Origin of the sequence: Mesorhizobium sp. AR07 (genome assembly GCF_024746815.1) — a bacterium.
GTDB lineage: Bacteria > Pseudomonadota > Alphaproteobacteria > Rhizobiales > Rhizobiaceae > Mesorhizobium.
The window spans coordinates 819,088-844,301 of sequence record NZ_CP080525.1 but is presented as its reverse complement, the minus strand read 5'-3'; the positions used below and the strand labels follow the sequence as shown (position 1 = coordinate 844,301).

At 63.4% G+C, this 25,214-nt stretch carries 41 protein-coding genes and 1 tRNA gene; 4 read left to right on the top strand and 38 right to left on the bottom strand.

The annotated features are described in order from the left end of the window. The 20 genes from BPNPMPFG_RS04510 to BPNPMPFG_RS04415 form a co-directional block, all read right to left on the bottom strand. Positions 1-435: a phage tail terminator protein gene (locus tag BPNPMPFG_RS04510; protein ID WP_258593421.1), complete on the bottom strand. Its 435-nt coding sequence runs from the start codon at positions 433-435 to the stop codon at positions 1-3. Further along, entirely contained in the window at positions 432-1,007 is a 576-nt protein-coding gene (locus BPNPMPFG_RS04505; RefSeq protein ID WP_258593420.1) for a phage virion morphogenesis protein, read from the bottom strand. Before BPNPMPFG_RS04505 ends, BPNPMPFG_RS04510 begins: the two co-directional genes overlap by 4 nt. Next, complete coding sequence (locus BPNPMPFG_RS04500) at positions 1,007-1,438, bottom strand: gp436 family protein (RefSeq protein WP_258593419.1); 432 nt, start codon at positions 1,436-1,438, stop codon at positions 1,007-1,009. The genes BPNPMPFG_RS04505 and BPNPMPFG_RS04500 overlap by 1 nt, the downstream gene beginning before the upstream one ends. 4 nt (positions 1,439-1,442) lie before the next feature. Then, positions 1,443-1,814: an HI1506-related protein gene (locus tag BPNPMPFG_RS04495; RefSeq protein ID WP_258593418.1), complete on the bottom strand. Its 372-nt coding sequence runs from the start codon at positions 1,812-1,814 to the stop codon at positions 1,443-1,445. Between the two features lie 105 nt (positions 1,815-1,919). Then, a complete protein-coding gene (locus BPNPMPFG_RS04490; RefSeq protein WP_258593417.1) occupies positions 1,920-2,813 on the bottom strand; it encodes a Mu-like prophage major head subunit gpT family protein in 894 nt (297 codons plus the stop codon). A gap of 8 nt (positions 2,814-2,821) precedes the next feature. Then, positions 2,822-3,232 carry a hypothetical protein gene (locus BPNPMPFG_RS04485; protein WP_258593416.1) on the bottom strand — a complete coding sequence of 137 codons (411 nt, stop codon included), beginning with the start codon at positions 3,230-3,232 and terminating at the stop codon, positions 2,822-2,824. Further along, entirely contained in the window at positions 3,232-4,389 is a 1,158-nt protein-coding gene (locus BPNPMPFG_RS04480) for a phage protease (RefSeq protein ID WP_258593415.1), read from the bottom strand. Before BPNPMPFG_RS04480 ends, BPNPMPFG_RS04485 begins: the two co-directional genes overlap by 1 nt. A gap of 320 nt (positions 4,390-4,709) precedes the next feature. After that, positions 4,710-5,510, bottom strand: coding sequence for a phage head morphogenesis protein (locus BPNPMPFG_RS04475; protein ID WP_258593414.1), 801 nt, complete (start codon positions 5,508-5,510; stop codon positions 4,710-4,712). A 3-nt stretch (positions 5,511-5,513) separates the two neighbouring features. After that, positions 5,514-5,666 carry a hypothetical protein gene (locus BPNPMPFG_RS04470; RefSeq protein WP_258593413.1) on the bottom strand — a complete coding sequence of 51 codons (153 nt, stop codon included), beginning with the start codon at positions 5,664-5,666 and terminating at the stop codon, positions 5,514-5,516. A 15-nt stretch (positions 5,667-5,681) separates the two neighbouring features. Continuing rightward, positions 5,682-7,238: a DUF935 domain-containing protein gene (locus BPNPMPFG_RS04465; RefSeq protein WP_258593412.1), complete on the bottom strand. Its 1,557-nt coding sequence runs from the start codon at positions 7,236-7,238 to the stop codon at positions 5,682-5,684. Next, positions 7,238-8,929, bottom strand: coding sequence for a terminase large subunit domain-containing protein (locus BPNPMPFG_RS04460; RefSeq protein ID WP_258593411.1), 1,692 nt, complete (start codon positions 8,927-8,929; stop codon positions 7,238-7,240). The genes BPNPMPFG_RS04465 and BPNPMPFG_RS04460 overlap by 1 nt, the downstream gene beginning before the upstream one ends. A 1-nt stretch (position 8,930) precedes the next feature. Then, positions 8,931-9,524, bottom strand: coding sequence for a DUF3486 family protein (locus BPNPMPFG_RS04455; RefSeq protein WP_258593410.1), 594 nt, complete (start codon positions 9,522-9,524; stop codon positions 8,931-8,933). A 1-nt stretch (position 9,525) separates the two neighbouring features. Beyond that, positions 9,526-9,828: a VpaChn25_0724 family phage protein gene (locus tag BPNPMPFG_RS04450; protein ID WP_258593409.1), complete on the bottom strand. Its 303-nt coding sequence runs from the start codon at positions 9,826-9,828 to the stop codon at positions 9,526-9,528. Beyond that, positions 9,825-10,196, bottom strand: a complete 372-nt coding sequence (locus BPNPMPFG_RS04445) for a DUF2730 family protein (RefSeq protein ID WP_258593408.1) — start codon at positions 10,194-10,196, stop codon at positions 9,825-9,827. The genes BPNPMPFG_RS04450 and BPNPMPFG_RS04445 overlap by 4 nt, the downstream gene beginning before the upstream one ends. Next, positions 10,196-10,429 carry a TraR/DksA C4-type zinc finger protein gene (locus BPNPMPFG_RS04440; RefSeq protein WP_258593407.1) on the bottom strand — a complete coding sequence of 78 codons (234 nt, stop codon included), beginning with the start codon at positions 10,427-10,429 and terminating at the stop codon, positions 10,196-10,198. Before BPNPMPFG_RS04440 ends, BPNPMPFG_RS04445 begins: the two co-directional genes overlap by 1 nt. Next, positions 10,426-10,953 carry a hypothetical protein gene (locus BPNPMPFG_RS04435; protein ID WP_258593406.1) on the bottom strand — a complete coding sequence of 176 codons (528 nt, stop codon included), beginning with the start codon at positions 10,951-10,953 and terminating at the stop codon, positions 10,426-10,428. The genes BPNPMPFG_RS04440 and BPNPMPFG_RS04435 overlap by 4 nt, the downstream gene beginning before the upstream one ends. Position 10,954: 1 nt before the next feature. Further along, positions 10,955-11,725 (bottom strand): glycosyl hydrolase 108 family protein, encoded by a 771-nt coding sequence (locus BPNPMPFG_RS04430; RefSeq protein WP_258593405.1) that lies wholly within the window; start codon positions 11,723-11,725, stop codon positions 10,955-10,957. A gap of 110 nt (positions 11,726-11,835) precedes the next feature. After that, positions 11,836-12,231 carry a helix-turn-helix domain-containing protein gene (locus BPNPMPFG_RS04425; protein ID WP_258593404.1) on the bottom strand — a complete coding sequence of 132 codons (396 nt, stop codon included), beginning with the start codon at positions 12,229-12,231 and terminating at the stop codon, positions 11,836-11,838. Continuing rightward, positions 12,228-12,473, bottom strand: coding sequence for a hypothetical protein (locus BPNPMPFG_RS04420; RefSeq protein ID WP_258593403.1), 246 nt, complete (start codon positions 12,471-12,473; stop codon positions 12,228-12,230). The genes BPNPMPFG_RS04425 and BPNPMPFG_RS04420 overlap by 4 nt, the downstream gene beginning before the upstream one ends. Then, positions 12,470-13,078 carry a regulatory protein GemA gene (locus BPNPMPFG_RS04415; RefSeq protein ID WP_258593402.1) on the bottom strand — a complete coding sequence of 203 codons (609 nt, stop codon included), beginning with the start codon at positions 13,076-13,078 and terminating at the stop codon, positions 12,470-12,472. The genes BPNPMPFG_RS04420 and BPNPMPFG_RS04415 overlap by 4 nt, the downstream gene beginning before the upstream one ends. A gap of 50 nt (positions 13,079-13,128) precedes the next feature. Here BPNPMPFG_RS04415 and BPNPMPFG_RS04410 point away from each other — a divergent pair, with 50 nt between their 5' ends. Further along, positions 13,129-13,800 (top strand): hypothetical protein, encoded by a 672-nt coding sequence (locus BPNPMPFG_RS04410; RefSeq protein WP_258593401.1) that lies wholly within the window; start codon positions 13,129-13,131, stop codon positions 13,798-13,800. Between the two features lie 35 nt (positions 13,801-13,835). Here BPNPMPFG_RS04410 and BPNPMPFG_RS04405 read toward each other — a convergent pair whose 3' ends face one another. From BPNPMPFG_RS04405 to BPNPMPFG_RS04335, 15 genes are read right to left on the bottom strand one after another with little or no spacing between them, the layout of a single operon-like run. Beyond that, the gene (locus BPNPMPFG_RS04405; RefSeq protein WP_258593400.1) at positions 13,836-14,483 is read right to left on the bottom strand and encodes a DUF3164 family protein; all 648 of its coding nucleotides are present in this window, start codon (positions 14,481-14,483) and stop codon (positions 13,836-13,838) included. Then, positions 14,467-14,796, bottom strand: coding sequence for a hypothetical protein (locus tag BPNPMPFG_RS04400; RefSeq protein WP_258593399.1), 330 nt, complete (start codon positions 14,794-14,796; stop codon positions 14,467-14,469). The genes BPNPMPFG_RS04405 and BPNPMPFG_RS04400 overlap by 17 nt, the downstream gene beginning before the upstream one ends. Then, positions 14,783-15,064, bottom strand: a complete 282-nt coding sequence (locus BPNPMPFG_RS04395) for a hypothetical protein (RefSeq protein ID WP_258593398.1) — start codon at positions 15,062-15,064, stop codon at positions 14,783-14,785. Before BPNPMPFG_RS04395 ends, BPNPMPFG_RS04400 begins: the two co-directional genes overlap by 14 nt. After that, on the bottom strand, positions 15,061-15,381 hold the full coding sequence (locus BPNPMPFG_RS04390) for a hypothetical protein (RefSeq protein ID WP_258593397.1): 321 nt from the start codon (positions 15,379-15,381) through the stop codon (positions 15,061-15,063). Before BPNPMPFG_RS04390 ends, BPNPMPFG_RS04395 begins: the two co-directional genes overlap by 4 nt. A 60-nt stretch (positions 15,382-15,441) precedes the next feature. Then, positions 15,442-15,852 carry a MotA/TolQ/ExbB proton channel family protein gene (locus BPNPMPFG_RS04385; protein ID WP_258593396.1) on the bottom strand — a complete coding sequence of 137 codons (411 nt, stop codon included), beginning with the start codon at positions 15,850-15,852 and terminating at the stop codon, positions 15,442-15,444. Further along, a complete protein-coding gene (locus tag BPNPMPFG_RS04380) occupies positions 15,849-16,484 on the bottom strand; it encodes a hypothetical protein (RefSeq protein WP_258593395.1) in 636 nt (211 codons plus the stop codon). The genes BPNPMPFG_RS04385 and BPNPMPFG_RS04380 overlap by 4 nt, the downstream gene beginning before the upstream one ends. Then, entirely contained in the window at positions 16,484-17,236 is a 753-nt protein-coding gene (locus BPNPMPFG_RS04375) for an AAA family ATPase (RefSeq protein WP_258593394.1), read from the bottom strand. The genes BPNPMPFG_RS04380 and BPNPMPFG_RS04375 overlap by 1 nt, the downstream gene beginning before the upstream one ends. A gap of 31 nt (positions 17,237-17,267) precedes the next feature. After that, positions 17,268-19,442, bottom strand: coding sequence for a TnsB C-terminal domain-containing protein (locus BPNPMPFG_RS04370; protein ID WP_258593393.1), 2,175 nt, complete (start codon positions 19,440-19,442; stop codon positions 17,268-17,270). After that, positions 19,439-19,819 (bottom strand): helix-turn-helix domain-containing protein, encoded by a 381-nt coding sequence (locus BPNPMPFG_RS04365; RefSeq protein ID WP_258593392.1) that lies wholly within the window; start codon positions 19,817-19,819, stop codon positions 19,439-19,441. Before BPNPMPFG_RS04365 ends, BPNPMPFG_RS04370 begins: the two co-directional genes overlap by 4 nt. Continuing rightward, complete coding sequence (locus tag BPNPMPFG_RS04360) at positions 19,812-19,997, bottom strand: hypothetical protein (RefSeq protein ID WP_258593391.1); 186 nt, start codon at positions 19,995-19,997, stop codon at positions 19,812-19,814. Before BPNPMPFG_RS04360 ends, BPNPMPFG_RS04365 begins: the two co-directional genes overlap by 8 nt. Then, positions 19,994-20,284 carry a hypothetical protein gene (locus BPNPMPFG_RS04355; RefSeq protein WP_258593390.1) on the bottom strand — a complete coding sequence of 97 codons (291 nt, stop codon included), beginning with the start codon at positions 20,282-20,284 and terminating at the stop codon, positions 19,994-19,996. Before BPNPMPFG_RS04355 ends, BPNPMPFG_RS04360 begins: the two co-directional genes overlap by 4 nt. Continuing rightward, entirely contained in the window at positions 20,281-20,448 is a 168-nt protein-coding gene (locus tag BPNPMPFG_RS04350; protein ID WP_258593389.1) for a hypothetical protein, read from the bottom strand. The genes BPNPMPFG_RS04355 and BPNPMPFG_RS04350 overlap by 4 nt, the downstream gene beginning before the upstream one ends. After that, positions 20,445-20,576 carry a hypothetical protein gene (locus BPNPMPFG_RS04345; RefSeq protein WP_258593388.1) on the bottom strand — a complete coding sequence of 44 codons (132 nt, stop codon included), beginning with the start codon at positions 20,574-20,576 and terminating at the stop codon, positions 20,445-20,447. Before BPNPMPFG_RS04345 ends, BPNPMPFG_RS04350 begins: the two co-directional genes overlap by 4 nt. A gap of 11 nt (positions 20,577-20,587) precedes the next feature. Beyond that, positions 20,588-21,046 carry a hypothetical protein gene (locus tag BPNPMPFG_RS04340; RefSeq protein WP_258593387.1) on the bottom strand — a complete coding sequence of 153 codons (459 nt, stop codon included), beginning with the start codon at positions 21,044-21,046 and terminating at the stop codon, positions 20,588-20,590. Then, entirely contained in the window at positions 21,046-21,891 is an 846-nt protein-coding gene (locus BPNPMPFG_RS04335; RefSeq protein WP_258593386.1) for a ParB/RepB/Spo0J family partition protein, read from the bottom strand. The genes BPNPMPFG_RS04340 and BPNPMPFG_RS04335 overlap by 1 nt, the downstream gene beginning before the upstream one ends. 153 nt (positions 21,892-22,044) lie before the next feature. On the opposite strand from BPNPMPFG_RS04335, the gene BPNPMPFG_RS04330 reads away from it, so the two are divergent. Next, positions 22,045-22,338, top strand: coding sequence for a hypothetical protein (locus tag BPNPMPFG_RS04330; RefSeq protein ID WP_258593385.1), 294 nt, complete (start codon positions 22,045-22,047; stop codon positions 22,336-22,338). Between the two features lie 39 nt (positions 22,339-22,377). On the opposite strand, the gene BPNPMPFG_RS04325 is transcribed toward BPNPMPFG_RS04330, so the two are convergent. Then, the gene (locus BPNPMPFG_RS04325) at positions 22,378-22,668 is read right to left on the bottom strand and encodes a helix-turn-helix domain-containing protein (protein WP_258593384.1); all 291 of its coding nucleotides are present in this window, start codon (positions 22,666-22,668) and stop codon (positions 22,378-22,380) included. Positions 22,669-22,832: 164 nt separating this feature from the next. Between BPNPMPFG_RS04325 and BPNPMPFG_RS04320 the strand changes: the two genes are divergently transcribed. Both BPNPMPFG_RS04320 and BPNPMPFG_RS04315 read left to right on the top strand, forming a co-directional pair. Further along, a complete protein-coding gene (locus BPNPMPFG_RS04320; RefSeq protein WP_258593383.1) occupies positions 22,833-23,315 on the top strand; it encodes a helix-turn-helix domain-containing protein in 483 nt (160 codons plus the stop codon). Positions 23,316-23,472: 157 nt separating this feature from the next. Then, positions 23,473-23,811: a hypothetical protein gene (locus tag BPNPMPFG_RS04315; protein WP_258593382.1), complete on the top strand. Its 339-nt coding sequence runs from the start codon at positions 23,473-23,475 to the stop codon at positions 23,809-23,811. A 440-nt stretch (positions 23,812-24,251) separates the two neighbouring features. Here the strand turns inward: BPNPMPFG_RS04315 and BPNPMPFG_RS04310 are convergent. Together BPNPMPFG_RS04310 and BPNPMPFG_RS04305 are read right to left on the bottom strand one after the other, a co-directional pair. Beyond that, positions 24,252-24,326: transfer RNA gene (locus BPNPMPFG_RS04310), tRNA-Val, on the bottom strand. Between the two features lie 141 nt (positions 24,327-24,467). Continuing rightward, positions 24,468-25,148 carry a phosphoglycolate phosphatase gene (locus BPNPMPFG_RS04305; RefSeq protein ID WP_258593381.1) on the bottom strand — a complete coding sequence of 227 codons (681 nt, stop codon included), beginning with the start codon at positions 25,146-25,148 and terminating at the stop codon, positions 24,468-24,470. Positions 25,149-25,214: the final 66 nt, after the last annotated feature.

The window sequence follows — 25,214 nt, the reverse complement described above, 5'->3', positions numbered from 1 at the left end:
TCAACTGTTCTCCGTGAGGTAGCTGGCGGCACCAAAGACGTCTTCGAACCAGACGGTGCCATTCTTGGTTTTGAGCAGTTCGCCCGAGACGTGTTCGATCGGATCTGCGGAACTCGGCGCCTCGTATCCGACCAGGCGCCCGCGCACCCAGGCCTTGAGATCCTCGACGTCGGACGAGACGGCACTGCCGGGAACGTCGGACAGGTTGCTGGTGATGATCACGACGGCGATGTCGGCCTCCAACCGCTGCAACACCCGGCCGGTGGCGCGGCTGTTTGCGTCGGATGCTTCGCGGAGCGTCATGACGTAGGCCGCCGGCATCGCGGTCGGAACGCTGTCGATCGCCGCGAACTCGGTCGCGCCTTCGACGAGCGCGAAGGCATCCTCGCCACCACCGGGCTTTAGTCTCGCGATCAGTTCAGAGACCAGGCTCATTGCTCGCCGGCCTCCGTCCGCAGGAAGTCTTCGGCGATAGCGAGGATCTCGGCCTGGTCTTCCGTATCGACGCCGAGATAGGGCCGCGCCGGGATGGTGATGGTGTGGCCGCCGATCTTCACGCGCAGGGTCTGCTTGCGCTTGCGCGACGCCTTGACGAACCGCTTGCCGCGATTGGTGTCGCCCAGGTGGATGTCCTGCTCGCGCGCCGGGATCTTGATTTCGGCGCCGAGCTGATGCGCAGCCGCATAGGCCATGTTGGTGCCGATCTCGACGCGATCAGGATCGGCCAAGTAGGCGATGCTTGAGTAGAGCCGCAGATTGAGCCGCAGGATGTGCCCATAGCCACGCTGGGAGCGGCCGACACGGCGATTGGCGGTGCGCGCCGACAGCCGCTGCCATTTCTGCCCGTCAGGCCCGGTCTCGCGCTGAAACCGTCGCTGTGTGGCGCCGACCATGTAGAGGCCGATCGCCTCCATGGCGCCTGCCGGATTTTCGGCGGCGCGCGCGAGCTGGTCGAGCCGAGCGAGGACCCGCTTATCGTTGAGAACGAGCTTGATCCCGTCAGCCATCAGAAACCCCTGAGGCTGTTGCGGGTGAACTCGCGGTTCGGCGCGCTGGTCTTGATGCCACCGCCGCCGGCCGGCTCCGGCGTCTCGCCGCCGTCATCGAGCTCGACCAGGCCCTTGGCGACATCCTTCAGCCAGGCGACAGCCTGGTTGTAGGCGGCGGTGACCGGGCTGTCCTTGTCGGCGGCTTTGCCATGCAGATAGTAGCGCGCGATATCCGCAGCCATCTTCACCAGGATGTCCGGCACGGTCACCAGCGGCAGGCTGTACTTCTTGGCGACATAGCCGTCGATCAGGGCCGTGGCGTCAGCCAGGGCGCGGCCGACCACCGTGTCGTCGATCGTCGTCGGCGGCCGGTTGGTGCGGTCGGTCAGCTCCCGCAGCTCCTTTTCGCCGAACCGGTCGATCAGATCCTGTTTGACGGCGTAGCTCATCAGGTCAGATCAGCTCCACGACCAGCAAGGACTCGCCAAAGATCTGTTCCAGCTGCTCGGCTGACGTGAAATGCTCAAAGGCATGGACGGCGGGAGCGCGCGAGTGCGCGATGCCACCGCGCCAGAAACCTTCCCGCATCGCGACAACGCGGAGACCCGTTGGCTCAGGCACACCATCAGCGTGCGCCTTCTCAAGCGCGGCCAGCAGGTTTGGGAACTTGGCTTTCAGGGCCTCCTGTGGGTCGAGGGTGCTATCGGCGAGTTGAGCAGCAGCCACCGCCAGGAGACGATGCAGGCCTGCGTAGCCGGCCAGATCGCCGGCTACGCCCTGGTCGTCGCTCTCGGGGTTGATGCGCGCGGTTTTCGGGGTTCTCATGCTTCAGTCCTCTCTTCGGGTCTTTCGGAAGCAGCCAGCGTCCAGCTGCTTCCGAAAGACCCGCCGGCTCGTGGCCGGCGGGCTTGGGGGATTTGGGCTCTTTGATCAGGCCAGCCAGGGAACCATCAGCAACTCGGCCGTGCCTGCCCACGGGTTGGTTTCGCCGCCATTGACCAGTTGTGAGGACAAGACGGCCTTGCCGGCGCCCTCCAGTGTAGGAGGGACGACGAGAAGATCAGGAATGAGGCCAAGAGGCTGGCCATAGTCAGCCCGGAAGCTGGCGATCGCCGCCCTGGCGATTGCGTAGTTCGCGGCATTCAAGGTTTGCTTCGAGCCCCAACCGAGCTGCCAGAGGCCGAAGCCGACATTTGCTCGACCGTCGACGCCGTAGAGGAATTTCTTCTGGTTGAAGACGTTGTCATCGGTCGGCTTGTCCTTCGACACGAAGTCGAAAGGCTTGCGCTCCTGGTAGATGATCGGCTTGATCGGCTTCTTGGTGCACAACAGATACCAGGGCGTTCCGGCGCCACCATCGGTGTTGGCGACCGTTGCTGTCGAGCCATCGGCCTGGATGACGGGATGGTCGGTGTCGAAGAAGAATTGACCGTCAAAACAGTTGGTAGAGAAGCCGGCCTTCAGCAGAGGCCAGACCAACGTGTCGGGGAATAACCCGACGTTGTCGCCCATCATCTGGAACAGCGGGCCATAAGTGCCGAGAGTGTCGTCATCGATGTCGTCGCGGTCGACGCCGATCGTTTGCTCGAACGGCCGGTTCTTGATCTCGTAGTCGTACTCGCCGAGGTTCTGGACGAGACGATCGCCGATCCACTCCCGGATGCCGGGAATGTTGGCCAGCCAGCCGTATTTTTCCGACTTGGCGGTAGAAGTCACCTTCATTGCGACGCGAGCTTGCTGTGATGCAGCAGCGCCCAGGCTCGCTTGGAAGGTGGTTTTAAAGCCGACGCGCAGGGCGTCGAGGGAGGCGGAGTTGATCTTCATGGTGACCCCTAGTTGAACTTGACCCAGACGCCGTTGGCGTCCACGTCGTGGATTTTTCCGGCAGGCGAACGGGTGTTCGTGCCGTTGGTCTTGGCCACCGTCTGATCGTCGATGCCGTGGCAGGTGGCGCCGATGTCATTGCGGGTGATCAGATCGCCAGCCGAGGAGTTGGCGAACTGGTAGATGCCGCGCCCGACGCGCACGTTTTTGTCGCCATCAGCGCCGGCCGAATTGTCGACGCTCTGTTCGGCCCGGCCGAGACCGACCAGGCCGACGGCCGTCGTCATCGGGACCGCGCGGCCCGAACCGTCGATGGCGGTCAGGCCTCCGGCGTAGATCTTGGTCGCGCCCTTGACCGGCGGCTCGGAAATGTTACCGGAGCGCTCCAGCGTGTTGCGGCCCTTTGTAAGCGCAGCCATCAGCGTGCCTCCTGTTCAGCGGCAATCGTTTTCCGATACTCGGCCGGGGAAATGCCCAGGGCCGAGCAGATGGCGAGCTGCGCTTCATCGAGCGCCTCGGCGGTTTCGCCCTTCTTGGGCGTCTTGAGCTGCGGGTCGGTCAGGACCGGCGCCGAGCCGACAAACGTCTCGAATTTGGTCGGATCGGCTTTGAACAGGGACAAACCCCACTCCTTCAGCGCCGGGATCAGCTTGCCCGCCTTCATGGCACTGTTGACGGCTTCCTCGGCCTTGTCGTCGCCGACCGTGCTTTCCAGCTTGTTCAGCCGGGTCTGCAGTTCGGTCACCGCAGCGATCGGCACGAACTTCGTCGGGTCGACCTTGCCAGCGATCGCCGACTGAACGGCCGTGACGATCTCGTCGGCCTTGGCCGTCGCCGCCAGGCCGGCGGCCTGGGCGAACTTGGTGCGGTCGGTGACGATCGAATTGACCGCAGCCAGGATCTCTTCCGGCTTGGCCGTCTCGGTGAGGCCAGCGGCCCTGGCAATCGCCGTGCTGCTGGTCAGGTGCGCGTTGATTGCGGCAACGACACCGTCTTCGTTCGTGCCCTTGGCAAGATTAAGGGCCGCAAGGATCTTGTCCATGCTGTCTCCGGTTTGGTTGTTGAGGGGAAAAAATGCACTCGCCGCGACCGCGACCAGGTCGAGGTTTGGCGTGTTGGTCAGTCCGGCCATGCGGATGGCGAGCACCCGGCCGGTGGTCTTTTCGTGGAAGAAGACCGGCGAGAGATAGCGGTACTCTTCCGCCTTGATCGCGGATGCAGCCGAAGCGGTCCATTTGACGCGGCCCCAGATGCCGTCGTCTCGAACCTTGAACTCCTTGATCCAGCCGGCAGCTGGCGCCCTGCCGCCGACGCCAGGCACGGCCGCGAAGACAGCCTGATGGTCATAGTCGATGACGGGCTCGGTCGAGCCGGCCAACTGACGGGTATTGGCGACGATCGTTTCCATCGACGCCTTGTCGCCGGTGGTCCAAGGACCTTGACCATTGCGACCGGAGAACGTGCCGGCCGGCACCAACTGCACCCATTTTTCACCATCGGCATCGGCTGCGGTGAGCGCAGTCGAGTGCGAGGCGACCAGGGCGGCCGAAAGGAGGGCGGCAAGTGCGTTGTGCATCGCCGGACAATTGCTTGCCGCTGCCATTAAGTCGGGAGGCCGAATTCGCCCTCCGTCCGCTATCCGATGGTTTGTTGGGGTGCTCGCCGCGAGCTTCGACTGTGGGATGCGCTCAAGCGGCGAATAGGCGCTTCGACGGTAGCCGAGAGGTGGCCGATCGGCAAGGCTGCCAAAAATCGGTTTTCGAAATTGGCTCGATGCGGGAGGGATAGGCCTTAAAATCGGTTTTGAACGGGTCTAGGGCGCGAAACGCCGCTTCCGGCACCAACGCCCCGCGCCAACGGGTCGCTGCGCGCCTGTGCGGCGATCCTGCGAGGCGGTCAGGACGGGCGCGGCACCCAATCGGAGGCACCGGTCTTTCGCGCCAGATCGTCCGCGACGACCGAGAGGTAGCCGGCCTTGCCAGGGTTGTAAGCCCAGCCCGGATCGATGCCGTCAGGCACGGTTGTGACCTCGCCGGTTCGGTTGTTGACGAACTTGCGCATCGTGCCTGGCACGGGTTCGAATTTCAGCACCTCGCCCTCGCGCACGAGGCGATCGATATCGCGCTGGCTGAGGCTCTGCAGCGTGCAATGGCAGTTCCAGCCATTTGGGCAGGCATGGGTGTTCCACCAGGGATGGTCGACCAGCAACACGGTGTTATGCCAGAGGGCATGAAGCGGGCGCGAATGTTCCTGGCCCTCCAGATGGACATAGCGAAGAAACGGCCGCGCAGCCTTGTTGCGTTCGAAGGTCGACCAGTGGCCGGCGGCGTAGCTCACGCGCATGTTGACGTCGAAGATCGTGGTCAGCCGCCTGGTGCTGCCGAGCTGCGACCAGCGCGTCTCTCCGGTCAGCGGGTCGAAGGCCGGCTGCTGTCCCCACCAACCCTTGTCCTGGAGCAGCGGCGTCAGCTCGGCCGCGAACTGGCGGAAGGTCTTGCCCTCGGAAAGTGCCTTCAGCAGACCCTTGTAGATATCGTCCAGGATGTCGAAGCCGGCCGACTTCGCCACCGTGAAGCTGCGGGCATGCACGTCCTGCCAGGTGTCCAGCCAGGAGAATTCCGGGTCGAGCCGCTGGCCGCGCGCGAACAGCGCGGCGATCGCGTCGCGCGGCGGCAGCGGCGTTAGAATGGCATCCACGCTTCAGCCGATCCGGCCCGACCACCAGAGAGCGGCGGCTATCCAGATGACCAGCATGACGGCACTGCAGGCCATGCCATGCCCGTTGCGGCGCAACGAATTGTGGAGGATGCCGGCCAGCGCGCCGAAAGCGAAAAACAGGAAGAGATACGTCATCGAAATTTTCCCCTATCAGAGCTGATCGTCAACCACGCCCGCAAGGCGAGCAACAAAAGCCGAGTTCGCCAGCAGCTCCGTCATCGCCGCCGCGTCGAGGCCTTCGAAGCGCTTCGCCAGCAGCGCTTTCACGTCCTCGACGGAAGAGGCAGCGGCGATCTCGGCTTCGAGGCCGGCGACGATCGGCGAGACCAACGGCATCCAGTCGCCCATCATCTCGGCGGCCGCGCGCTCGATCGCGTCGCGCTTCACACCGCCAACCGAATTGACGGCCACCCCTGACTTCGGCGGCAGTTGCGCGGGGTTGGCATTTGGATCGACCGGCGCGGCTACCTTTGCCGCGACCAGCAGCTCCTCGCCTGCCTTGGGCTCGGGAAGGCCGATCTTGTCGAGCATGGTTTTCTTGCTGACGGGTAGGCCGAGCGGCACCAGGGCGGTGACGTTCTTGACCAGCGCTTCGACGTCAACTTCGTCCGGCCGGCCGATACGGATCTTTGGGTACTTCGTTTGCGGCCCATGATTGAGATCGACAAAGGGGCGGGTAAAGTCCCGGTTGAGCGTGGCGGAAAGCGCCTTGGCATCAGCCTTCTCGATATCGTCCCGCACGCCGTCATGCACTTTGCCGACCGCGTAGCTGCCCTTCTGGGCGTCCGTGGTCGATGTCTGGCCGAGGACCAGCTTGGAAACCTGACGGTCGAGCCAGTCGGCGCGCTTTTCGTAAAGTTCGTGGCTGCCGGCGATATCCGCTTTGATGAATTCGATCGCCATCGACACCGGCACGATCGCCGAATAGTCGGTGCCGATGTTGGTCACCGCCTCAAGCAGCTTTTCCTTGTCCGCCTCGCTGGCGCCGGCATCGTATTTGCCAAGCCGCAGCGGCTGGCCATAGGCCTCGCAGAAGATCGCCCAATCCTTGGCCGTGAAGCTCTTGAACAGAAACTGCCAGGCCACACCACGCGCCAGGCCGCCGCGAATGGGCAGTCCGGACTTGGCCTTGAAGGAATGGAAGATCCAGCCGAACGGCTTCAAAGGGTCATTGGTGCCGCCGTTGCGCAGCAGCGGCGTCTCGCCATCGACCCGATCGAAGAGGAACCAGCGCGGATCTCGCCAGGCAAGCCGCTTGGGCCGCCACTGGCTCTCCGAGGTGTCCCAGACGATTTCAGTGCAGGAGAAGCCCTTTCCGGTCGCGTCGAGGATGTCGCGTAGCTCGATCTCGAATTCGTCGCGGCCGACATATTCGCGCACCATGTCGGCGATCTCGATGCTCTTCGTGTCGTCGCCGGCTGCTTCGACCGTGATGTCGAGGCCCGCCACCTGGCTCTTGCGAGTGGAAAGAACCGAACCGTAATGCGGGTCGCGCTCTTCCATGTCCTCGGCCAGGGCGAGATAGTTCTCAGGGTCGCCGTCGATCGAGTCACGCAGGATCTGGGCAAGCCGCCCTGGCGTGAGGCCGGCGGCCGGGTGCAGCGCGTCATGCCGGCGCACGCTGCCAACGACGGGCGCGGCCTGCTCCTCTTTCAGAGCTGTGAGGTCGACCCTGCGGCCGAAGGCATCGTACCAGGTCATTGCCATCAGAAGATCCCTGAGCTGCGGCGAAGCGATGCGAGACGAAAGCCGCCTGATTTCTGGTCAGGCCGATCGCGCCAGCCGTCGCCTCCGCCCTGGGCGCGCTCTTCGAACCGGCTCTTGGCGATCGGCGCCCGCACATAGTCGTATTCGTGCCACTGCATGCGGCTAGCGAAGTAGGCGAGCACCAGGGCAACCGCGAAGTCGCCGTGCCGCTTCGCTCCGGCTGTGCCGACGCGCTCCGGCGGAATTGATGGGATGCCCCTGATCACCTTGACCAGGCGGAGATCCACCGCATGCTCGGCGTCCCTGGTCAGCGCGATGTTGTCGTCTTCAAAGGCGGTTTTAAGCGGCGGGAAATTCTCGTTGTACCAGTTCTGGCTAAGGGTGATCTGCCAGACCAGGCCGCCCGGCGTCTGCTCGGTATGCAGGCCGAAGAGGCGACCGAGATCCTCGGAAAGGTTCATGCCGAGGCCGGTCGCGTCGATCGCCGCACCGCAGAGGCGCGGCGCCGTACGCAACATCAGCGTGGCGATTTCCTTCTGCTCCTGGAAAGGCACGTTGCGCAGCTCGACGGTTAGCGCTGCCTTGCGCCGCAGCACTTTGTCGATCGACAGCAATGACATGATCGCCGGGTCGGCCTTGCGCGCCGGGTCATAGCCGAAGGCGTGCTGGCGGTTTTCGTCCAACCCGTCGAGCGCCACCTTGATGGCGTCCAGATGCGGCGCCATCAGATGACGGCGCTCCAGCTCGGGCCGTTGCAGGAAGTCGAGCGGCAGATCGATGCGGATGACCGGGGCCTCTTCCGGCGTCAGCGTCATGCGCGCTTCGATCAGCGGCGTCGTCAGCCACGCGCCGGAGCCCATGGACGGAACGCAGAAAAGCTCCTCGTCGGCGCCGTCGCCGTAGAAATCTATGATCCCCTGGCGCCACTCCGCTTCGGCCTCGGGCGACCACTCGCGGCCAGTGACCAGACAGATGCGCTCGTAAAGGCCCTCCAGCAGCGCCTGGTCGAAATCGATCTTGAGGTGGCTGTACTTCGATCGACCGCCGAGGATGTCCTGGACCTGGACGTTGAATTCGTTGTCGGAGCCGTTATGGGTCGAGCAGACCACGACCTGGCCGCCCCACATCAGGTTGGCCAGCGCCGCCTTCAGCAGTTCCTTCAGGCTGTCGACGAACGCCGCCTCGTCGATGATGACCAGGCCCTGCTTGCCGCGAAGGGTGCGCGGCGCTGACGACAAGGCCAGGATCTCGAAGCCGGACGCGAACTGGATGCGGAACGCCTTGATCTGCCGGGTCTCTTCCGGATGGGCAGGATCGGTGTCGTCGAACAGGAATTCTTCCTGGGCAACGGCAGCCTGGGCAAAGGCCCGCGCCCACATGGCACAAGCGTCGATGAATTCCCGCGTCATCTCCTGCGAATAGGAGATGTACATGGCGTCCATGCCGCCCGCATCCTTGGCGCGGCCGGCGCGCAGCACGGCATAAGAGGCCAGCGCCCAGGTCTCGCCGATGCGCCGGCTCTTCTCGATGAACAGCACGCGGACGGCCGTGCTTTCGAGAAGCGAGACAGTGCGCCCCTGATAGCCGAGAAGCACGTTGGGCAGGCCGACGCTGGCAATGACATGGTCGAGGTTCGCCACGCTTTCGCGGCGAACCCTGACCCAGTCCTCTTGTGGGATCGGACCGCTCATCTCAGGAGGCCTTCACGCCGAGGATCTGCGCCTTGATCGCCTCGGCGGTATCCGCCGACATGCCCTTGGCCTTGGCCACGGTGTCGACGGCCTTCTCGACATCGGCCTTGAATTCCTTCGCCACCTTGGTCCGGCGATCGCTGGAAACGCTCTGCGCCTGCGTGGCCATCTTCAGTGCCGTGGCAAGCTGCATGGCGCCGATCGGCGCCAGCCCGCTTTCGCCGGCATCGGTCAGCAGCTCGAACACCAGCGTCTTGATTGCCTCGGCCGCGATCAGGGTGAGATCATCGGAGCTTTGCGCGTCGAACCGCTTGGAGATGGTGGCGGCGATCTCGCGGGTGTCCTCCAGCCGGCGCGTCATCATCGCCAGCTTGATCGAATAGCGGTTGAACGCCGAGAAGGACGGGATGACGAATTCCAGCTCGCCTTTGTGCTCGGCCTGCAAGGCCTGCATCTTCAGGAAGAATTCTTCGTAGATCTCGGTCTGGGTGCGGTCGCGGTCCTGCAGGGCGGTAGCGGCCCAACTGATGATCGGGCCGCACTCTTCGGGCAGACGCTCGATTAGTGAAAGTTGTCCACGGCCTTTGCGCGCCATATCAGGCCTCCGGCGAGGGACGCGCCACGCCCTCGATGATCGACCGCCGTTCAACGTGGTCGACGCCGCTGCGGGTGACGGCCGCGACCATGACGGTGCCGACCTCCGTCACTCTGACCGCGCCCAGCTCGGCGAGCTTGCGCAACTGGGTGCGGACCCACTCGCGCGAGCGGTTGTGACCGAAGCCGTCGAGTGCCTTCGTCAGCATCACCTCATTGAGACGGCCGTCCGTCTGCTGGTTCAGCTCGCGCAAGATGACCAGGCGCGCGTCAGCAGTCAGGTAGTCATCGAAAGTGCCGCTCATTCCTCTTCACTCGCCCCTTGCTTCATCAGGAAGTTTTCCACGCGTCGCACTGTCCGGGACACGCCCAGCTGGCTCTCTTCCAGCCGGCCCATTTTTCCGGCCATGTCGGAGATCGACAGTCGAAGTTCCATGAAGGATTTTGCGTCGGGCAGATGCTTCATCTCGATCTCGACGGCCTGCAACCTGCGATCCTGATCCTCGACAAGTTTGGTGAGCGTCGAGATCAGCCCCACCAGATCGTTTTTTGTCGTGGTCAGATCCTTGGCGGTCTGCTTGGCACCTGACGTGAAGAAGCCGTTGACCGTGTTGCCGAGCGATAGGATCAACGCCGCAGCGCCGAGCCAAGGCATGAGCAGGTTCAAATCCATCAGGCACTTCTCCGGTTCTGTCGTTCGACGAAGGTTTCGCAGTCGATGCACCGGATGGCGTTCGGCACAGCCTGGCGGCGGGCGTCGGGGATGGGTTCGCCGCAGTCGCAGAACGGCGAGACTGTGACTTCGATCGCCGAGCGGATCGCCTGCTGGACGCGCCGGATGCCGGCAGCGCGCTCTTCCTCGGCGCGGCGATCGGCGAGTTCGAAGGCGCGGTTGGAGACGCTCACTTGCCCGCCCACTTCGTGATAGCGTCCTTGACCGTGTGGCCGCCCATGTAGAGCGCCATGAACCAGGTGGTCAGCGTCATCATGGTGCCGAGGTCGACGGTGGCGGCGACATTCGAACCGAGGGCGGCATCGGCGATCGGGACCAGCACCAGGCGGAACAGGAACAGGAAGCCGAGGAACCACATCCAGGCCGGCCGCCACGCCCACGTCCAGGTCGGCTCCCCCGCCTTGTTCATCTCGGCCAGCTGGAGCTGATTGGAAAGCTCCTGCTGCCTTGCCCAGGCCATGACCAGGTCCGGCGTTTCGGCCTCTGTCGCTTTGACCGCCGCCTCCACTGCGCCGGTAGGCTGGTTCGGGATCTCGCTGGGCGCGACACCGAGCTTTTCGGCCACGCTGTCGATGACGGTGCCGGCGATCTCGCCGGCCGCACCGCCGAGCCCGATCTTCTCCAGCAATCCCTTGACCAGTGGCGCGCCGACCTTGGCGGCGACATCGAGCAGAACGCTTGCGACAACGGCCTCCATTTTACGCTCCCGTCACGACGGCTGCCGCCTCGGCCGCGTAAGCGTCGGCGCGCTGCTTGTGGATGATGGCTCGCACGATGAGAAACACGACGACGATCGCGGCGACGCCAAGGAGCCCGCCAAGCACCCAACCCGCAAGCTGGTCGGCATGCTGCGGGTTCAGCGCGGCATCGCCGCCGCCGACAGTCGTTGCCGCACCTGTCGTGCTGGCGGCGGCGGTGTTCTTGGTCGCGGCTTTCTTCGCAGCCGCCTGTTCGTCGATCAGCCCAGCCTTCACCGCTGCTGGCCCCCTGAGGGCAGCGAGCGCCCAGGCAACGCCTTTCGCCTCCACGGACGCGACTCGGGATGACCAGCCGCCCTTGAACGTCTTCCAGATCGCCAGCGATTGCAGGAAGCCTAGCCGTTTCGCGCAGACCCTTTGGACCGTCTGGACATCGGAGCCGCCGATCGAGGCCAGCAGCACCGACCAGGCGCGGGACGGGCCGGAGTTCACGGCATAGTCCCAGGTGACCAGGTCGACGCCCGACGCCAGGCGATCGCCGCTCACCTTGTCCCAGTATTGCGGTTTGTAAATCTTGCCGGCGTCGGCGAGCGTCAGGCTCTTGATGTCGAGATCGGGATGCGCCGAGGCGGCGATGCCGTATTTCGTGCCCTTCAGCATACCGCTGCCGACCTTGCCGCCGGTCCAGTTGCCGGGGTCGCTCCTGATGGTGGAGTAGCCGCCCTCATATGCCAGAGTGATGGCAAGTGCTGCTGCAAAGTTCGACTGCATCGAAGGTCTCCGGGTGCGACAAAGGCCGGAGACAAAAATCGCCGGCCGATTGAGGCCCGACACTGGTCTTTCAGCGGGAAATGATCATGGGGGCGAAATCGCCCTACGGGCTAGAACAGAGAGCCCTGATCGTCGTCATCGCGGCGCATGCGGCGGCGATGATCCTTGACGGTAGACCGCGCGACGCCGAGCGTCCGCGTGATCTTGTTGATTGAATAACCCTTGTCGGTCATTTGGGCAATCGCCGCCCGGCGCTTGCGTTTCTGGCCGTTGAGTGCCGGAGGGATTTCCAGCTTGGTCGGGCCGAACTCGCTGGCCAGGGCGGATGCGGCTTCCTCGCCGACCAGCTTGCTCAACCAATGGCTCGGCCCGACCCGGCGCGGGATGTAGACCGTCTCACAAGCCTTGTCGCGCCCTAGGATGAGCGCGGCCCGATCGCCGGCAACCTCTGCGATCTTGTTCAGCAGAGGCGAGAACCAGGCGCGATCGGGATCGTGGTCGCTCACGCCACCTCCAGCTTGAGGCCGCGCATGGTGGTGGTGAGCGTCTCGCGGTTCGGCCCACGCCAGATCAGGCACAGCGTGTAGAGGCCGCTGCGGCAGCGGTAGAGCGCGGAATGCTTGGTCAGGGTCCACTCGCAGTCCTTTGCCGCTGCGAGCGCATTGCTGGCCAGCTCGGACGCCGCGAAGGCCTCGATCTTGGCGAAGTCGATCTTGACCCGGCCGGTGTGACGACGACGCACGCTCACGCTTTCGCCTTCCTGACCATGTCGCCGAGGGTGTTCATCACGGCTGGCCAGTCGCGGTCGGTCATCTGGTCGAGCGGCTTGGCGTTGTCCCAAACGAACTGCCGGAGGCCTTTCGGGTCGACCGCCTTGAAAACCGAAAGAACCTGCCATTGGGCGAGTGCAATTTTTGCACCGGCAGGCCGAAGCCAATCGGCGGTGGCAACGCTTTGGCTCCAGTCGACGCCGGCCTCCCGCGTCATCCATGCCTTGAGCGCGTCGATAGCCTTGGCGGCATCATCGGCGTCCAGGAGAAAGCGAGTGTGCTCGATGCTGGTCTGCCGCTTGACGAAGGACAGCATCGCGGCATCGGTGCGGTCGCGGACGATGCCAAGGTTCCAGGCGGCAATCCACAGCGCCTGGAGCTTCTTGGCGAACGGCCCTTGAAGGCCCTTTTCAGCGGGCTTGAAACCCTGCCGGCGCTGCTCTTCGATGATGCGCTGATGTTCCCTGTCGTTCATCTGGCGCAGGCTGCGCTTGCCGGTCACCCGCTCGTATAGGTCGCGAGCAGCGTCGTCGTCGAGACAGAGATGCTTGTTGGCGACGTGGATTGCTGCGAGGGCGCTCACAACCTTGACCCTCCTGTGTATGATGCGGTGGACGTTGAGGGAGGAAAAGCGTGGGGAACGATCGACTGAATAAGGTGGTATTGGCGCTTACTGCTGCAGTGGTCGGCTTTCTTGCCGGCGAAATGCTGTCGCCGCTGAATAGCTGGCCGGAGCGTCTCCAGTGGGAGACCTTGATCACAGGCGTTCTCGCTATCGCCGCTGCCGCCTGGACCGTTAGTCAAATGCGAGTCTCTGATATCGGCCAGAAAGAACGTCACTTGCAATTGGTCGATTTGACACTGCGCGACGAACGCCGGCGTATTGCTCGCGTGCAATGGACCGCTAAAACCCGGCTGGTAAACTGGATCAAATCGTTCGAAGAACTTGAGGCAGCCGGCTTTCGCTTGTCCGATCGAGCAGTCGACATGTTCGCGTTCGACAATGCCGTCGATGCCATTCTCGCTGCCGATGAATTGATCGAACTCTTCCGAGAAATTAATGCAACGAGTGCCAAGGAACTGCTGGACGGACGAGCCGCTGCGGTATTTGAAACCCTGAGCAAAAGAGTAACGAAAATCGCCGCATCTCGCGATGCGATACATGATGAATTCAAGAGCGGTGACCTCAATGGCGAGGGCAAACTGCGTTTTCAGAGATTTGTTCACGACATCAGTGCCGCGAAGTCGGCCAGCGCGATTGTCGCCGGCTATTTGGTCAAGATGGATACCAAACCAACCGCGTGACGGCTTATCAGAACGCGTGAGTTTGCCCATTGCAGCTACGCCTTCGCCAGATCGATGGTGACCGCCCGCCACTCCGCATCCTGGCGGTCACGCTCGTAGCAGCGGACATAGGTTTTGGAGCCGATGACGCGCATGGCGTCGCGGATAGCCTCCATGGCGCGCTGCCAGCGCTGGTCCTCGATGTCGAGGCGCAGCAGCATGAAGATCTCGGTTCGGTTGATCTGGCCCTGCTTCTCGACGTTGAAGGCGCGCGAGATGATCGACCGGATTTCGGTCCGGCTGTCTGCTGACCATTCCGTAAGGCACTCGTCGATCAGGCCCTTGGCGATCTGCAGCTGCGAGCCGAAATCGATCAGGTCGGCCACCTGCACCGACACCTTCTTCAGGCCGTCGAAGGTCATGAAGGTCTTGTTGCCCTTGGCGCCGCCCTTGCTCGCACCGTAATCCTGGGCGAGCAGCGCCTCAAAAGCGGAGAGATCGTCGAACGTGTGTTCCTTGAACCGGGCGACCTGGGCGGACAGTTCGACCGCATGCCCGATGATCTTGCGCACGGTTTCGTCTTCCAGTTTGTCGGCGGCCTTGATTGCCTCGACCGGGACCAGGTTGCCCTTGGCGTCGGGCATGTAGAATTTCTCGCCGACCATGATCGCGCCGGTGGCGGAGGTTTCAGTTGCTGCTTGCATGGTCGTTCTCCTGTCGGGTGGGGATTGGGCTCAGTGGCGTGAGAAGGTCGCGGACGGTGGCCAACTGACGGTCAACCCGCTTCTGGCATTCGATGTCGGCCGACACGGTCCAGGGCACTGTTTCGAGAGCCGCGAGCAGGATGTGAGTTTCAAGGGCGATCGCCCACAGGCCTTCCGTGGCCTTGGCCAGGGCATAGACCTCGGCGACGGTTGCCCTCGGCGCGTTGCGTTCGGGATTGGTGATGATGCGGCTGCAAAGCTCGATCATGTCGAGCCGGGAGACCGCGGCTAAAAGGGCCTCACTTGCGGGCATGCTTGGCCTCCCGCAGGTCGATCAGTTTGCGAAGGTTGCGGGCGGCGGTTTCCACGCAGACGCGCGCCCGGCGCTCGGCTGCCGTGTATCTGACCGCATCGAAACGATCGACCGCGCGGCCTACCTCGCCGCAAGCGATCATGATCGCCTCTTCCTGCGGCGTCAGCGGGCGAGGCTCCGGCTTTTTGATCAGCTCGGCCGTCAGAGCCGGGACCAGCTGCTTGACGATCTGCGCCGCGCGGGCTTCGGCTTCCTGCAGGCTGCTCACGCGCGACCTCCCGGTCGGCCGTCCGAGAACGGACGCTGGATCGCGGGAAACAAGCGGATATTCGATCCCGGCCGGAACGCCGCCTCGGCGATGCGCTCGGCCTCGGCGTCTCGCTCTGTTCGCGCCTGGTCGTTCCAGACCTTGCAGCTCAACCGGTTCTCGATCTCGCGCGCCTTGGAATGAAGTTCCGCGATGCACTCGCAGAGCACGCGGGCGTCTTCGGGGTCGAGGGTGCGGGGTTCGTGCTGATAGTCTGAAATCAGGTCGCGCAGTTCGGACAGGCCGTCCGAGAGCGCCAAAGACAGTCTTTCGCCCATGGCTATTTCCTCCTTTGGGGGCAGGTTTTGCAGGTGCGATGCCCAATGTGGGAGACGGCGCTATTCATGATCGTCACCAGCGTTACGCCGCGCATGCTCGCAGCCCGCCCGGCACGCGCGGTACATTGTCATGCGATGCGACGACGTCGCGGCGAATGGCTTCTTCTGCCACTCCAGGCACCGGTTGCGGCCAATCTCGCCGAGAACCGGGCAGCCGACCGTTTCGGCCATCAGCGCGCCGCGCACCATCTGCTCGACGCGGCCGAGATCGCCACGGTATTTGCCGGCAAGGATGCTCGACACCGCCGAGCGGCTGTAGCCGACGCGGCGTTCGGCGCCGGCCAAGCCTTCGCGATCGGCGAACGTCGCCAGCTCGACCAGCCAGTCCGGCGGGTTGCCGAAGGCCGCGTTCACCTTCTCGAAAAACGTCGGCCCTGCCGGCCGTGAGTGTTTGGCTGGACCCCGGTTCATGCCAATTCCTCCTCGGCTATGACGTCGCCGGCGATGCCGGCGGTGTTCTGGTCGAATACGATCTTGGCCCGCAGGACCATTGGAGGCAGCGGCCCGGTGTTGCGCGCCGGGCGAAGGCGCCAGGTCGCTGGCCGGCCGGGACCGCCATGGTCGATCTGGAGCAGATACGCGGCCTTGATTTCCTGGATGAAGCTTTTGGCGGTGTTGGCGGCGATCGGCACATGCTCGGTCGATGCCAGCACCATCAGGTCGAGATAGGTGAAGCCGGAGCGCCCGGCGGCGCCACGCATGATGTTCCACATCTGCTGGCGTGCCGATGTCGGACGCTCGATGGCGCCGTCGCGGGAGACACGCGGCGTCTGCTCCGGGCTGCGCAGCAGCCTGTACCGATTTTCCAGCCTGCCATTCGTGGAGCGGCCTGCTTCGACCCGCTCGACGAACCCCGCCAGCATCAGCCGGCGAAGGAACGTGGTGACCGCGCCGAAATGTGGTTCCTGCGAGACGGAAACCACCTGTCCAGCGCTGAAGTGGCGATCGTCGGCGCCGAGCGTTCGGATCACGCGCCAGACATGCTCCTGGCCGCGCAGCACCGGCTCCGCCTTGGTGACGGTGAGTTTCAGGACCAGAGCCATCAGGCGGCCCTCTGGCGGCGCGTCGGCAGCGCCCCGGTCACGATGCGCCCGCGATAGCTGGAAGCGTCGATCTCGGCCGAGCCGGTGTTCACGGCCCAGGTGTTTGCAGCCTGCAGCGTCGACACGATGCGCCGTGCCCGCCCCCCGGTCTCGCGCACGAACGCCGCCAAAAGATCATCGGCTATCTCGACGCGCGGGACATAAAGGCGAGCCAGGGCGCGGGCGTCATCGAGATCGCACGGTTGCGCCAGCACCCGCTCCAGCACGAGATTGTCCGCATTTTCGAAAGCCGACAATTTCTTCGGCAGGTCTTCCTCGCCGACCAGCAGCATCGGTGCATGCGCCAGCTTGTTGATCTGCCGGATCAGCTCGACCATGGAGCGGTCGACGGCCGTGTGCGCCTCGTCGATGATGATCAGGCGCGGATCGTCGCCGAGCCGCTCGACGATTTCATCCATCATGTCGGAGAGCGAGCCGCGTGGCTTCGGCACGCCGAGTTCGATCAGCAGGCTGGCGCAGAACTTCTTGCGCGTCCAGCTGTCGAACACCTCGATCATGATCGCGCCGGTCGTGTTGCGGCAATAGTCGGCAGCCATGGTCTTGCCGTAGCCCGAGAACCCGGAGAACATGCCGACATTGGGAACATGCGCCGGAGCGGTGATCAGCGCCTCGACCAGCGCGCGACAGGCAGCGACGTTCTTGATCGGCGCGATGGTGCCGGAAGGGTTGACGCGCAGATGATTTGAAGTCATTCGTATGGTTCCTCGTTTCGCTTATTGTCGGTCACATGCTCATGACGCCGCCAAAGTCGTCGTACATGGCCTTCAGCCCCTTGAATTCGGGACCGGCCTCGTAGCCGCCCAGCCAGAGCAGCTCCTGATCGGAGAGGCGCTCGCCGGCCTCCAGGCGCGAGCGCATGTCGAGCGCGCGGCGAAAGCGCTGTTGCGGCGTTTCCTCGGTGCGCAGCATCGTCACGCCGGGCGGCGCTGCGATCTGCTGGACCTGAAGCTCGGCATGGATCTCCGCCGCGCGGCCGGACAGCTTGGTCTCGGGCGGCCGCGTCCGGCTCTCCATCGCGGTGATGGCCGCTACGATCTGCGGCGTCTCGTGGACCTCCTCGCGCTTCGGCAGCGCGATGACGTTCGGCACTTCGCGTCGCGCGACCTCCAGCAGCCGGTCGATCGCCGGGCCGCCGCGATCGATTTGTCTCATTTTGGCGCGGATTGGCGCGGTGCTTTCCTCATGAAACGCCTTGGCGGCAGCCTTGCGTTGGGCCGCGACTTGTTGGGGGTTCAGGCCGGACAGCTCGGGGCAGATCGCATCGCCGAGATACTCGCCGCCATCCAGGGTGAAGGCATGCACCCGCCCGAGGTCCTCGGTGTTCATCCGCACGAGCACCTCGGTGCCGGGCATGATCCTTTCCGGCATGTAGTGGTAGCGGTTGATCTCGATGCCCTGCTTCTGGACGATGCGGCGGCCACCGCCGCCGGCCACGGGCATCAGCAGCAGGTCAAGGGCGCGTTCATCGACCTTGCGGATCGTGCGCGTCGACGCCAGGGCGGCCTGGAAGGGCGTGCGTCTGTCCAGCCCCTCATGCGGAGTGTTCTGGTACTTGATGTCAGCCCATTCATCGACCTTGTCCTGAAGCTCCCTTGCGGTGAGCGTCACGCCGAACGTATCGGCGTCGCTTTCGCCGAGCCGCTGGGCGTAAGCCTTCTTGCTTTCGATCGCTTTGCGGTCGGTCACGTCATGGCCGATGAAGCCCGGCAGATGCGGGCCGACCTTGCGTTGGAAGGTGCCGATGCCACGCTCGATATGCCCCTTCTCCTGCGGGCTGTAGGCGCGGGATCTCCGGACCTCGATGCCGAGCGAGGCGAACAGCCGCTCGGTCTCGCGCGCCACGAAATCGGACCCGTTGTCCGTCTTGACGAGATCCGGAACGCCCCAGGCGATGATGGCCTTGCGCAGCAGCAACGCCACGGCGGAAGCGCGAGGTGTGCGACTGACGTGAAAGATCATGCGCCTGGTCGCGATGTCGATGCAGGCATAGATCGAGTGGCGGCCGTCGACACAGAGCGCGTCGACCGGCGAGGCATCGATCTGCCACATCTGGTTCGGCTCCGTGATGTGGCGCAGCATGCCGACGCCGGCCGGCGCCATTGTCGACCGATAGAGATCCGGGTTGGTGAGCTTGAGCAGCTCGACCTTGTATCGAACCTTCAGATGCTTGAGAGCATGCTGGAAGGTCCGCACTGGCGGCATCGGAATGACCGTTTCAACGCCTTTTGAAACGACCGTCAGGACATCGCCGAACTCAGCCCGGCACTGCACCCGGACATCGTCGGCACACAAATGCGACCGGTGCGCTATGAGGCCGAGGATGTAAGCCTTGACGGCTCCGCCATTGGCTGTTTCCAGCGCGCCGGTGCCCTTGCGCGATTTGGCCGGATCGTGACCGAGCGAATTGGCTTTCCCGGCCCGCTTGGTCGCCTGCCAGCGCGCCAGCGAGCGCTTGGAGATCGCGGGCATCGTCTCGCGGACGAACTTTGAAACCTCGATCATGCCGACATTGTAGCGGTCGCAGAACACCTGGACGCGCGTCGCGTAGCCGAGCTGGAGGCCATGACTGAATTTCTCGAAGGCGGCGACGATCGCCAGCCTTGCGTCGCGTTCTTCCTGTGCCCTGGCGGAGACGGTGTTATCGGGATCAGGCGGCGCCATCACGGGCGCCGGCTCGACCACCATGTACTTTTGGGAATAGGCGACCTGGGCGAGCACCGGAAAGAGTTCGAAGTGGTACTCCAGCCCGCCGCCGCCGTCCTGACCCATGCGTTTGCGGCAGAGAGCGCTCTGGCTCCAACCCTCGCGATCGATCAATTCGTTGACGCCTCGCTTCGAGGTCGGCAAGTCCGGCAACGCTTCCGCTGCGATCTCGCGGGCGGTCAGCCACTCTTTCATTCCATCACCAATCGGTAGCCGGTGGCATTGCGTCCGCGCTGGCTCTCAGGGACGGCAATCAACCGGCGGCCATAGTTTGAGTGGTTGTCGATCTCGAAGGCCGCCTCGACCGTTGCGAGCAGCTTGCGCATATGATGGATGTGGACGCTAATGGCGTTCCTTGCCGAAACGGGCCCGCCCTCCGCGTATAGCCGCTCGACCAGCTCCGAGCCGGACACCCAATGGCCTTTCGCATCGCCCAAAATGCGCAGGATGGCAGCCATGGTCGGCGCGAGCCTCGCGGCTATGATGGTTTCGTCCACGGTCAGTTGAGAGATCAGCGGCCGACCGCAGCAACGGCAGGGGATGACGAGATCGGGGTGGATGCCGTCAGCCATTGGTGCGGATCTCCTGTTCGATCCGCAGCCGATCGACGTAGCGATCGCGCAGCCAGCGGAGGTCGTTCAGGAGGCTGCGGGCCTTGCCGTCATCGTCCTGGCTGTTGGTGCTCATGATCTGCTCGGCGTGGACCAGCAGAGCCATGGCGTCGGTCAATCTGGATTTCAGCGTCTTCATGGATGCGCCTGTGGGTTGGCGCCCGCCGCCGAGCGGCGGGCGCTGGCCGTGGCGGCTTGGGAGATCGCCTCGGCGGATTGGATCGCGCGAATGGCTTCCTGGGTGTAGCCGTGCAGCTGCTCGCGCATGTGTTGCTTGGTGTCGGCGTCGTCGCAGCGCATCATCTTGATTTGCCAGCGCACCAGCCACTTCGCCTGTGTCGGCTGAAGCTTGACGTAGTGGTCGGGGCAGAAGATGCCGGTCGCCTCGTTCGGGCACTCAGGCATGGCGCAGCGGTGCGGGGTCACGACCAGATGCCTCCGCGTAGGACGTGCTTGTCGAGGCGACGGCGGAAGGCCGCGCCGGTGGCGGCGCGACGGCGATAGTGCGCCGTGTAGAGGCAATGGACGCCGACGAGGACGATGGCCCAGGCGATCGTGCCGCTGATGCAGGCGACGAGGATCGGGTTCATTGGCCGATCCTCGAAGCGATCGTCGCCGCCGACAGGCCGGCGGAGCCGTAAAAGGCGAAGGCCAGGAAAGCGGCCATGGCGAGCAAGCTGGCGACGTCTTGCGCCAGGTCGAGAAGTGCGCGTTTCATGTGAAAGCCTTTCATCGTTTTGCTTTCCACTCTGCGTCGGCCGCCTGTTCTTCACGCTCGGCGCGGTCCTTGAGTTCGCGAGCCTTTTCGCGACGCAGGAGCGCTTCGTATTTTTGCGGGACGACGATCAGCCCCGAGTGTTCGAGAAGGACGTTGAGTGCTCGGGCGTCGCCGGTCACCTCGATCAGGGCGGCGAGGCGCACGGCCGAAATCGAATGCTGCTCGCGCGCCTGGCTGGCGTATCCGTCCAGCGTCGCCTTCGAGACTGTCGCCTTGAGTGCCGCCGACATCGCCGCAGCGATTTCGTCGCGCGACATGCCGGCTTCATCCATGGTCAGCGCCACGGCCTTGGAGAGCCGGGCCTCCGGCGACCAGGCCTGCACCGCAGCCGCGTCGAACCGCTCGACAACCGGTTCCGGCCGGTAGTCCCGGAACAAGTCTGCGGTCAGCTGGTCGCGGCGACGGCTCATCAGGAGGCGCGCCCTTTCAGCCACCGCCGAATGGCTGCTTCATGCAGCTCGAAGAACCGGTCCTGTTCGCCATCCTTCATCTTTGAGAAGTCCTGGGCGAGCTTCTGCCATTTCGGCTCCGGACGTGGCTTCGGTGCGCGGTCGAGGATGGCGATGGCTTCGGCGAATGTTGTTGCCTGCTGGCTGCCGATCACCACTCCAATGGCCGCCTGCCGCCCGATATCGTCGATAGCCGCGAGAAGCAGTAGGTCCGACTGGTTGTCGGCTATTGGACGAAGGGAGATTTCGTCGCGGACGCTGGCCGGGATCGAGGCAATGCGCATCGCACGCGAAATCGCGTCGCGGTTCATCCCAAGCACTTTACGAGCCGTCTCCGAGAAGCTCGCCGCAAACCGGTCGACAACGTCATCGGAAATTGTCGCAACTTGCGACAATTTCGACGGCCGGCCGCGTCTTACGGTTCCCTTCGCCGCCTCAAAAAGCTCGCGCCAGCGGGCGACATCGACCGACCGGTCAAGCGCCGAAAGGTCGCGCCGGGCGATGTTCTCGGTGATCTCGCGCAGCATGATTTCCGCCGCGCCGGCAAAGGCGGCGGTATCCTTGACGACCGCCGCGATCTTGGTCCATCCGACCAGCTTGGCTGCCTCCAGGCGGTGACCGCCGAAGACAAGTTTGAAGCGGCCATCAGCGTCGACGACCTCTATGGGCGAGAGCTGCCCTTGGCTGGCGAACAGGTCGGATAGCGTTTTGACCCAGGCCGGGTCGAGGCGGCGCCGGCCGTCTGCGACGTCCACCAGCGCGATGTCAATGTCAGAAATGACGGCGGGTTTTGACAGATCGGCCATCAGGAGCGGCCTCCCATGTCAAAAACAGCGCTGCGATTTGCTCTGGTGGCGCCGCACAATTCCGGGCTAGGTCGCCGGGCAATTCGGTTCCGGGCCGCGAGGCAACGCAGCCCGGAACCTACCGAAACCTCACACATGACCTGAGAGGCACCGATGGAGCAGGAGATTGAATTCCTGAAAACGCGTGTCGCGGTGCTGGCCACGCGCGTCGGGGCACTCGAGATGTTGATAGAGACGCTTCTGGCTGAGCGCATAGGCGCTAGTCCGGCATTTCGCCGACACCTTGATGGTGAATATTCGAGCGAGCACATCAACGCTCACCTTCCGGATATTCCTGACGAGGAGATGCGAGGCAGGGTTCATCTGATTGGGACGAACCTGTCGGAACGTCTGGCTGGCGCTCGACGGCAGTCGGCGCACTTTGCTCGAAAGCGCGGTCGCGGCTAGCAGCCTCGATCATGCGCTCGATCAGCGGCGAACCGCCGCTCATGCCGCGTCCCTCACGGCGCGCGGAGAATTCGGACTCGCGACGGCATCGTCCCATCTGCTAGAGAGGATGGTGGCGGTTCGTTTGGGATAGCGGTCTTCGAAGAGTTCCTCGGCGGGTATGTCGAGAAAATCGGCGATGGCGCTTTCGGCCTTTTGGTTGGGCCGGTTCCAGATGTGCCGGACGGAATGAGGGCTGATGCCGGAGATTTCCGCCAGCTTCGCCAGGGTCATGCCCCTGCTGCGCAGCTCGGCGAGGATCAGGTGCCGGTTCCACTTCTTTCTGGCCATAGGACTTCCTGACTTGAGGCGGACTGTTGGAGCAGGCCGCTTTTTGTTGATCGACGCGGTACAAAGGTGGCCCGGCAAATCGGGCCGCGAACAAGGCATAGCTCCATAATTGCGTAGGAGTCAACGCAAATGCGTAAAAATCTACGGATTTGGGTAATGGTGCTATGACCACCAGATTTTTGGAGCGCTTGAGGGTCTTGCAGGGCGACGCCTCGGATGCCGAGTTCGCACGGCGATGCGGCGTGAAGTACACGACGATGAAGAACTATCTAACGGGCAGAAACCTTCCGCCGTTGGACGTTGCCGGGCACATCGCTGCAACTTACGGAGTTAGCATCGATTGGCTATTTGGGTTGGACGTGCCATCGCCGAATACAAGATCGACGCAGGTGGTCGAGACGATCGGCGAGATCATAAAACTAGTGGGTGATACCATCGCAGCGAGCTACCGCGACGCGAAGGTGAAGCTGCCCGGCGTTTCACTGGTGTCGGAGATTGCTCGCTACTACCCGGACCTGATCGAGCGAATGGAGGAACCTGGGGACGTCAACGAAGCGAAGGCGTTGATGCCGTGGCTCGAAAACCGAATACGAAAGGAATTGCATGAAGCGGCCGCCGCTCCCGGTACCGGCAAACGTTCGGCTTGATGGTCGTAAAAGCGTGGATTTTCGCATCATACTACTGCCCGACCGTCGCTGCGTTGTTGGCCTGAGGCGGTACTGTCGATTGATCCAGCAATGGTTCACAACCGGTGAATGTATTCACTGGTTTTTCAAGGGGGAAGTTATGACGAGGTCTGTATCATTGGCGGCTGCCGGCCTGGGTTTGTTCACGACGACGGCATTGTTGTTCGGGTCGTTGGATAGGTCCTTCGCCCAGGAAGTCGTAGACACCACTGCAGTCGCGATAGGACCGGAACTGATGCTGGGTATTAGGGATGCCTTCGCCGAACGTCTCACCGATCCGACTTCGCTTCAGTTGCGCCGGCTCAGGATGGCAAAATTATCAGGCAGTGACTACGACGTGGTCTGCGGCGAGTTCAACGGCAAGAATGGTTTCGGCGGCTATGTCGGCTTCCAGCACTTTGTATATCTGCCACCTTACAAATCCATCGCCTTCAATGGGCAGTGCCTTCCGGAGTGAACCGGGGGCAAAGTCGACCATTTCGGTCAGTTCCCACCTCAAATTGCTAAGTCGTTGATTTTCCTCACATCCAAGGTGGGAGGTGAGTTCCCACCTTGGGATTGGCGTTAAAACCCCTGAAATGCCGGTCTTATGCGGCTTTACGGCCTGGTTTGGTGCCATGTGAAGTTGCGCCGGGATGGCCGGTTTGGCAGGTTTGGTGCCAAGTGAAGTTGCGCGGCCGGTATCTGGCTCTCCGCCGTTCCGGCCCCGCCATTTCGCCCGCAAAGCCCTTGTTTTCCGGGCTTCTTGCGGCTGTTCCCGCCAATTATCACCTTTTCCCAGCCTTAGCCGGCAGATGCCATCCGATCTTGCGGGTCACACTTGAATTTCGCCCAGAAGAACTTGGCGGGGAAGGGGCAAGCTGTTGTTGTTAGGTGTCTGGTATTCAGGGAAGTAAATGGTGGGCGATGCAGGGATTGAACCTGCGACCCCACCCGTGTGAAGGGTGTGCTCTCCCGCTGAGCTAATCGCCCGCTCGTTGCCCGAAGGCCAAGCGAGCCGCGATATAAGGGAGGCAGGTGCGGGAAGTCAAGGCAGTGTCCTGCGTTCCGACAAGGATCGATTTGCCTTCCTTTGGCACGTGTCTCCGACGTGGCGCCGGCTGCTTTCCGTTACTACCCTGCGGCGGCAATCAGCTTCTGCGCCAGATCGAGCGTCAGCGCGTCGAAATGCGAGATCACCGCCGAGGGTTCGAATTCGCGCACATGGCGGTCGGTGTAGCCGAAATCGACCGCCACCACCGGAATGCCGGCGGCTTTGGCGGTGTCGATGTCGGTTTGCGAATCGCCGACCATCAGGGCGCGGTGCGGGTCGCCGCCGGCCAGCTTGATGGTTTCAATGAGATGGCGCGGATCGGGCTTGCGGAAGGCGAATGTGTCCTGTCCGGCGATTGCCGCGAAATGCTTCGTCAGGCCGAGCGCCTCGATCAGCGCCAGCGAGTTGGCTTCGTATTTGTTGGTGCAGATGGCCAGGAGATAGCCGGCCTTCTCGAAGCGCGCGATCGCCTCGACGACACCGGGGTAGGGGCGCGACTTGCCGGGGATGTTGTCTGTGTAGTGATCGAGGAAAAGCTTGAGCAGCCGGTCGTGCTCCTCGACATCAAGGGATCGCTGCTGGGCTGCGTGCGCCCGCTCAATCATCACGCGGCCGCCGTGACCGACGAAGCGCCTGAAGCCGGTTTCGTCGACCGCCGCGATCTCGCTGGCGGCAAGGCTGTGGTTCAGGCTGTCGAGCAGGTCCGGCGCCGTATCGATCAGCGTACCGTCGAGGTCGAACACGATGATCGGTCGGGTCATGGTCTGTCCTGCGCAGGTTTGTACAAGTGGCAGGCGATAAAGGCTGCGGCGCGTCAAGGCAAGCGG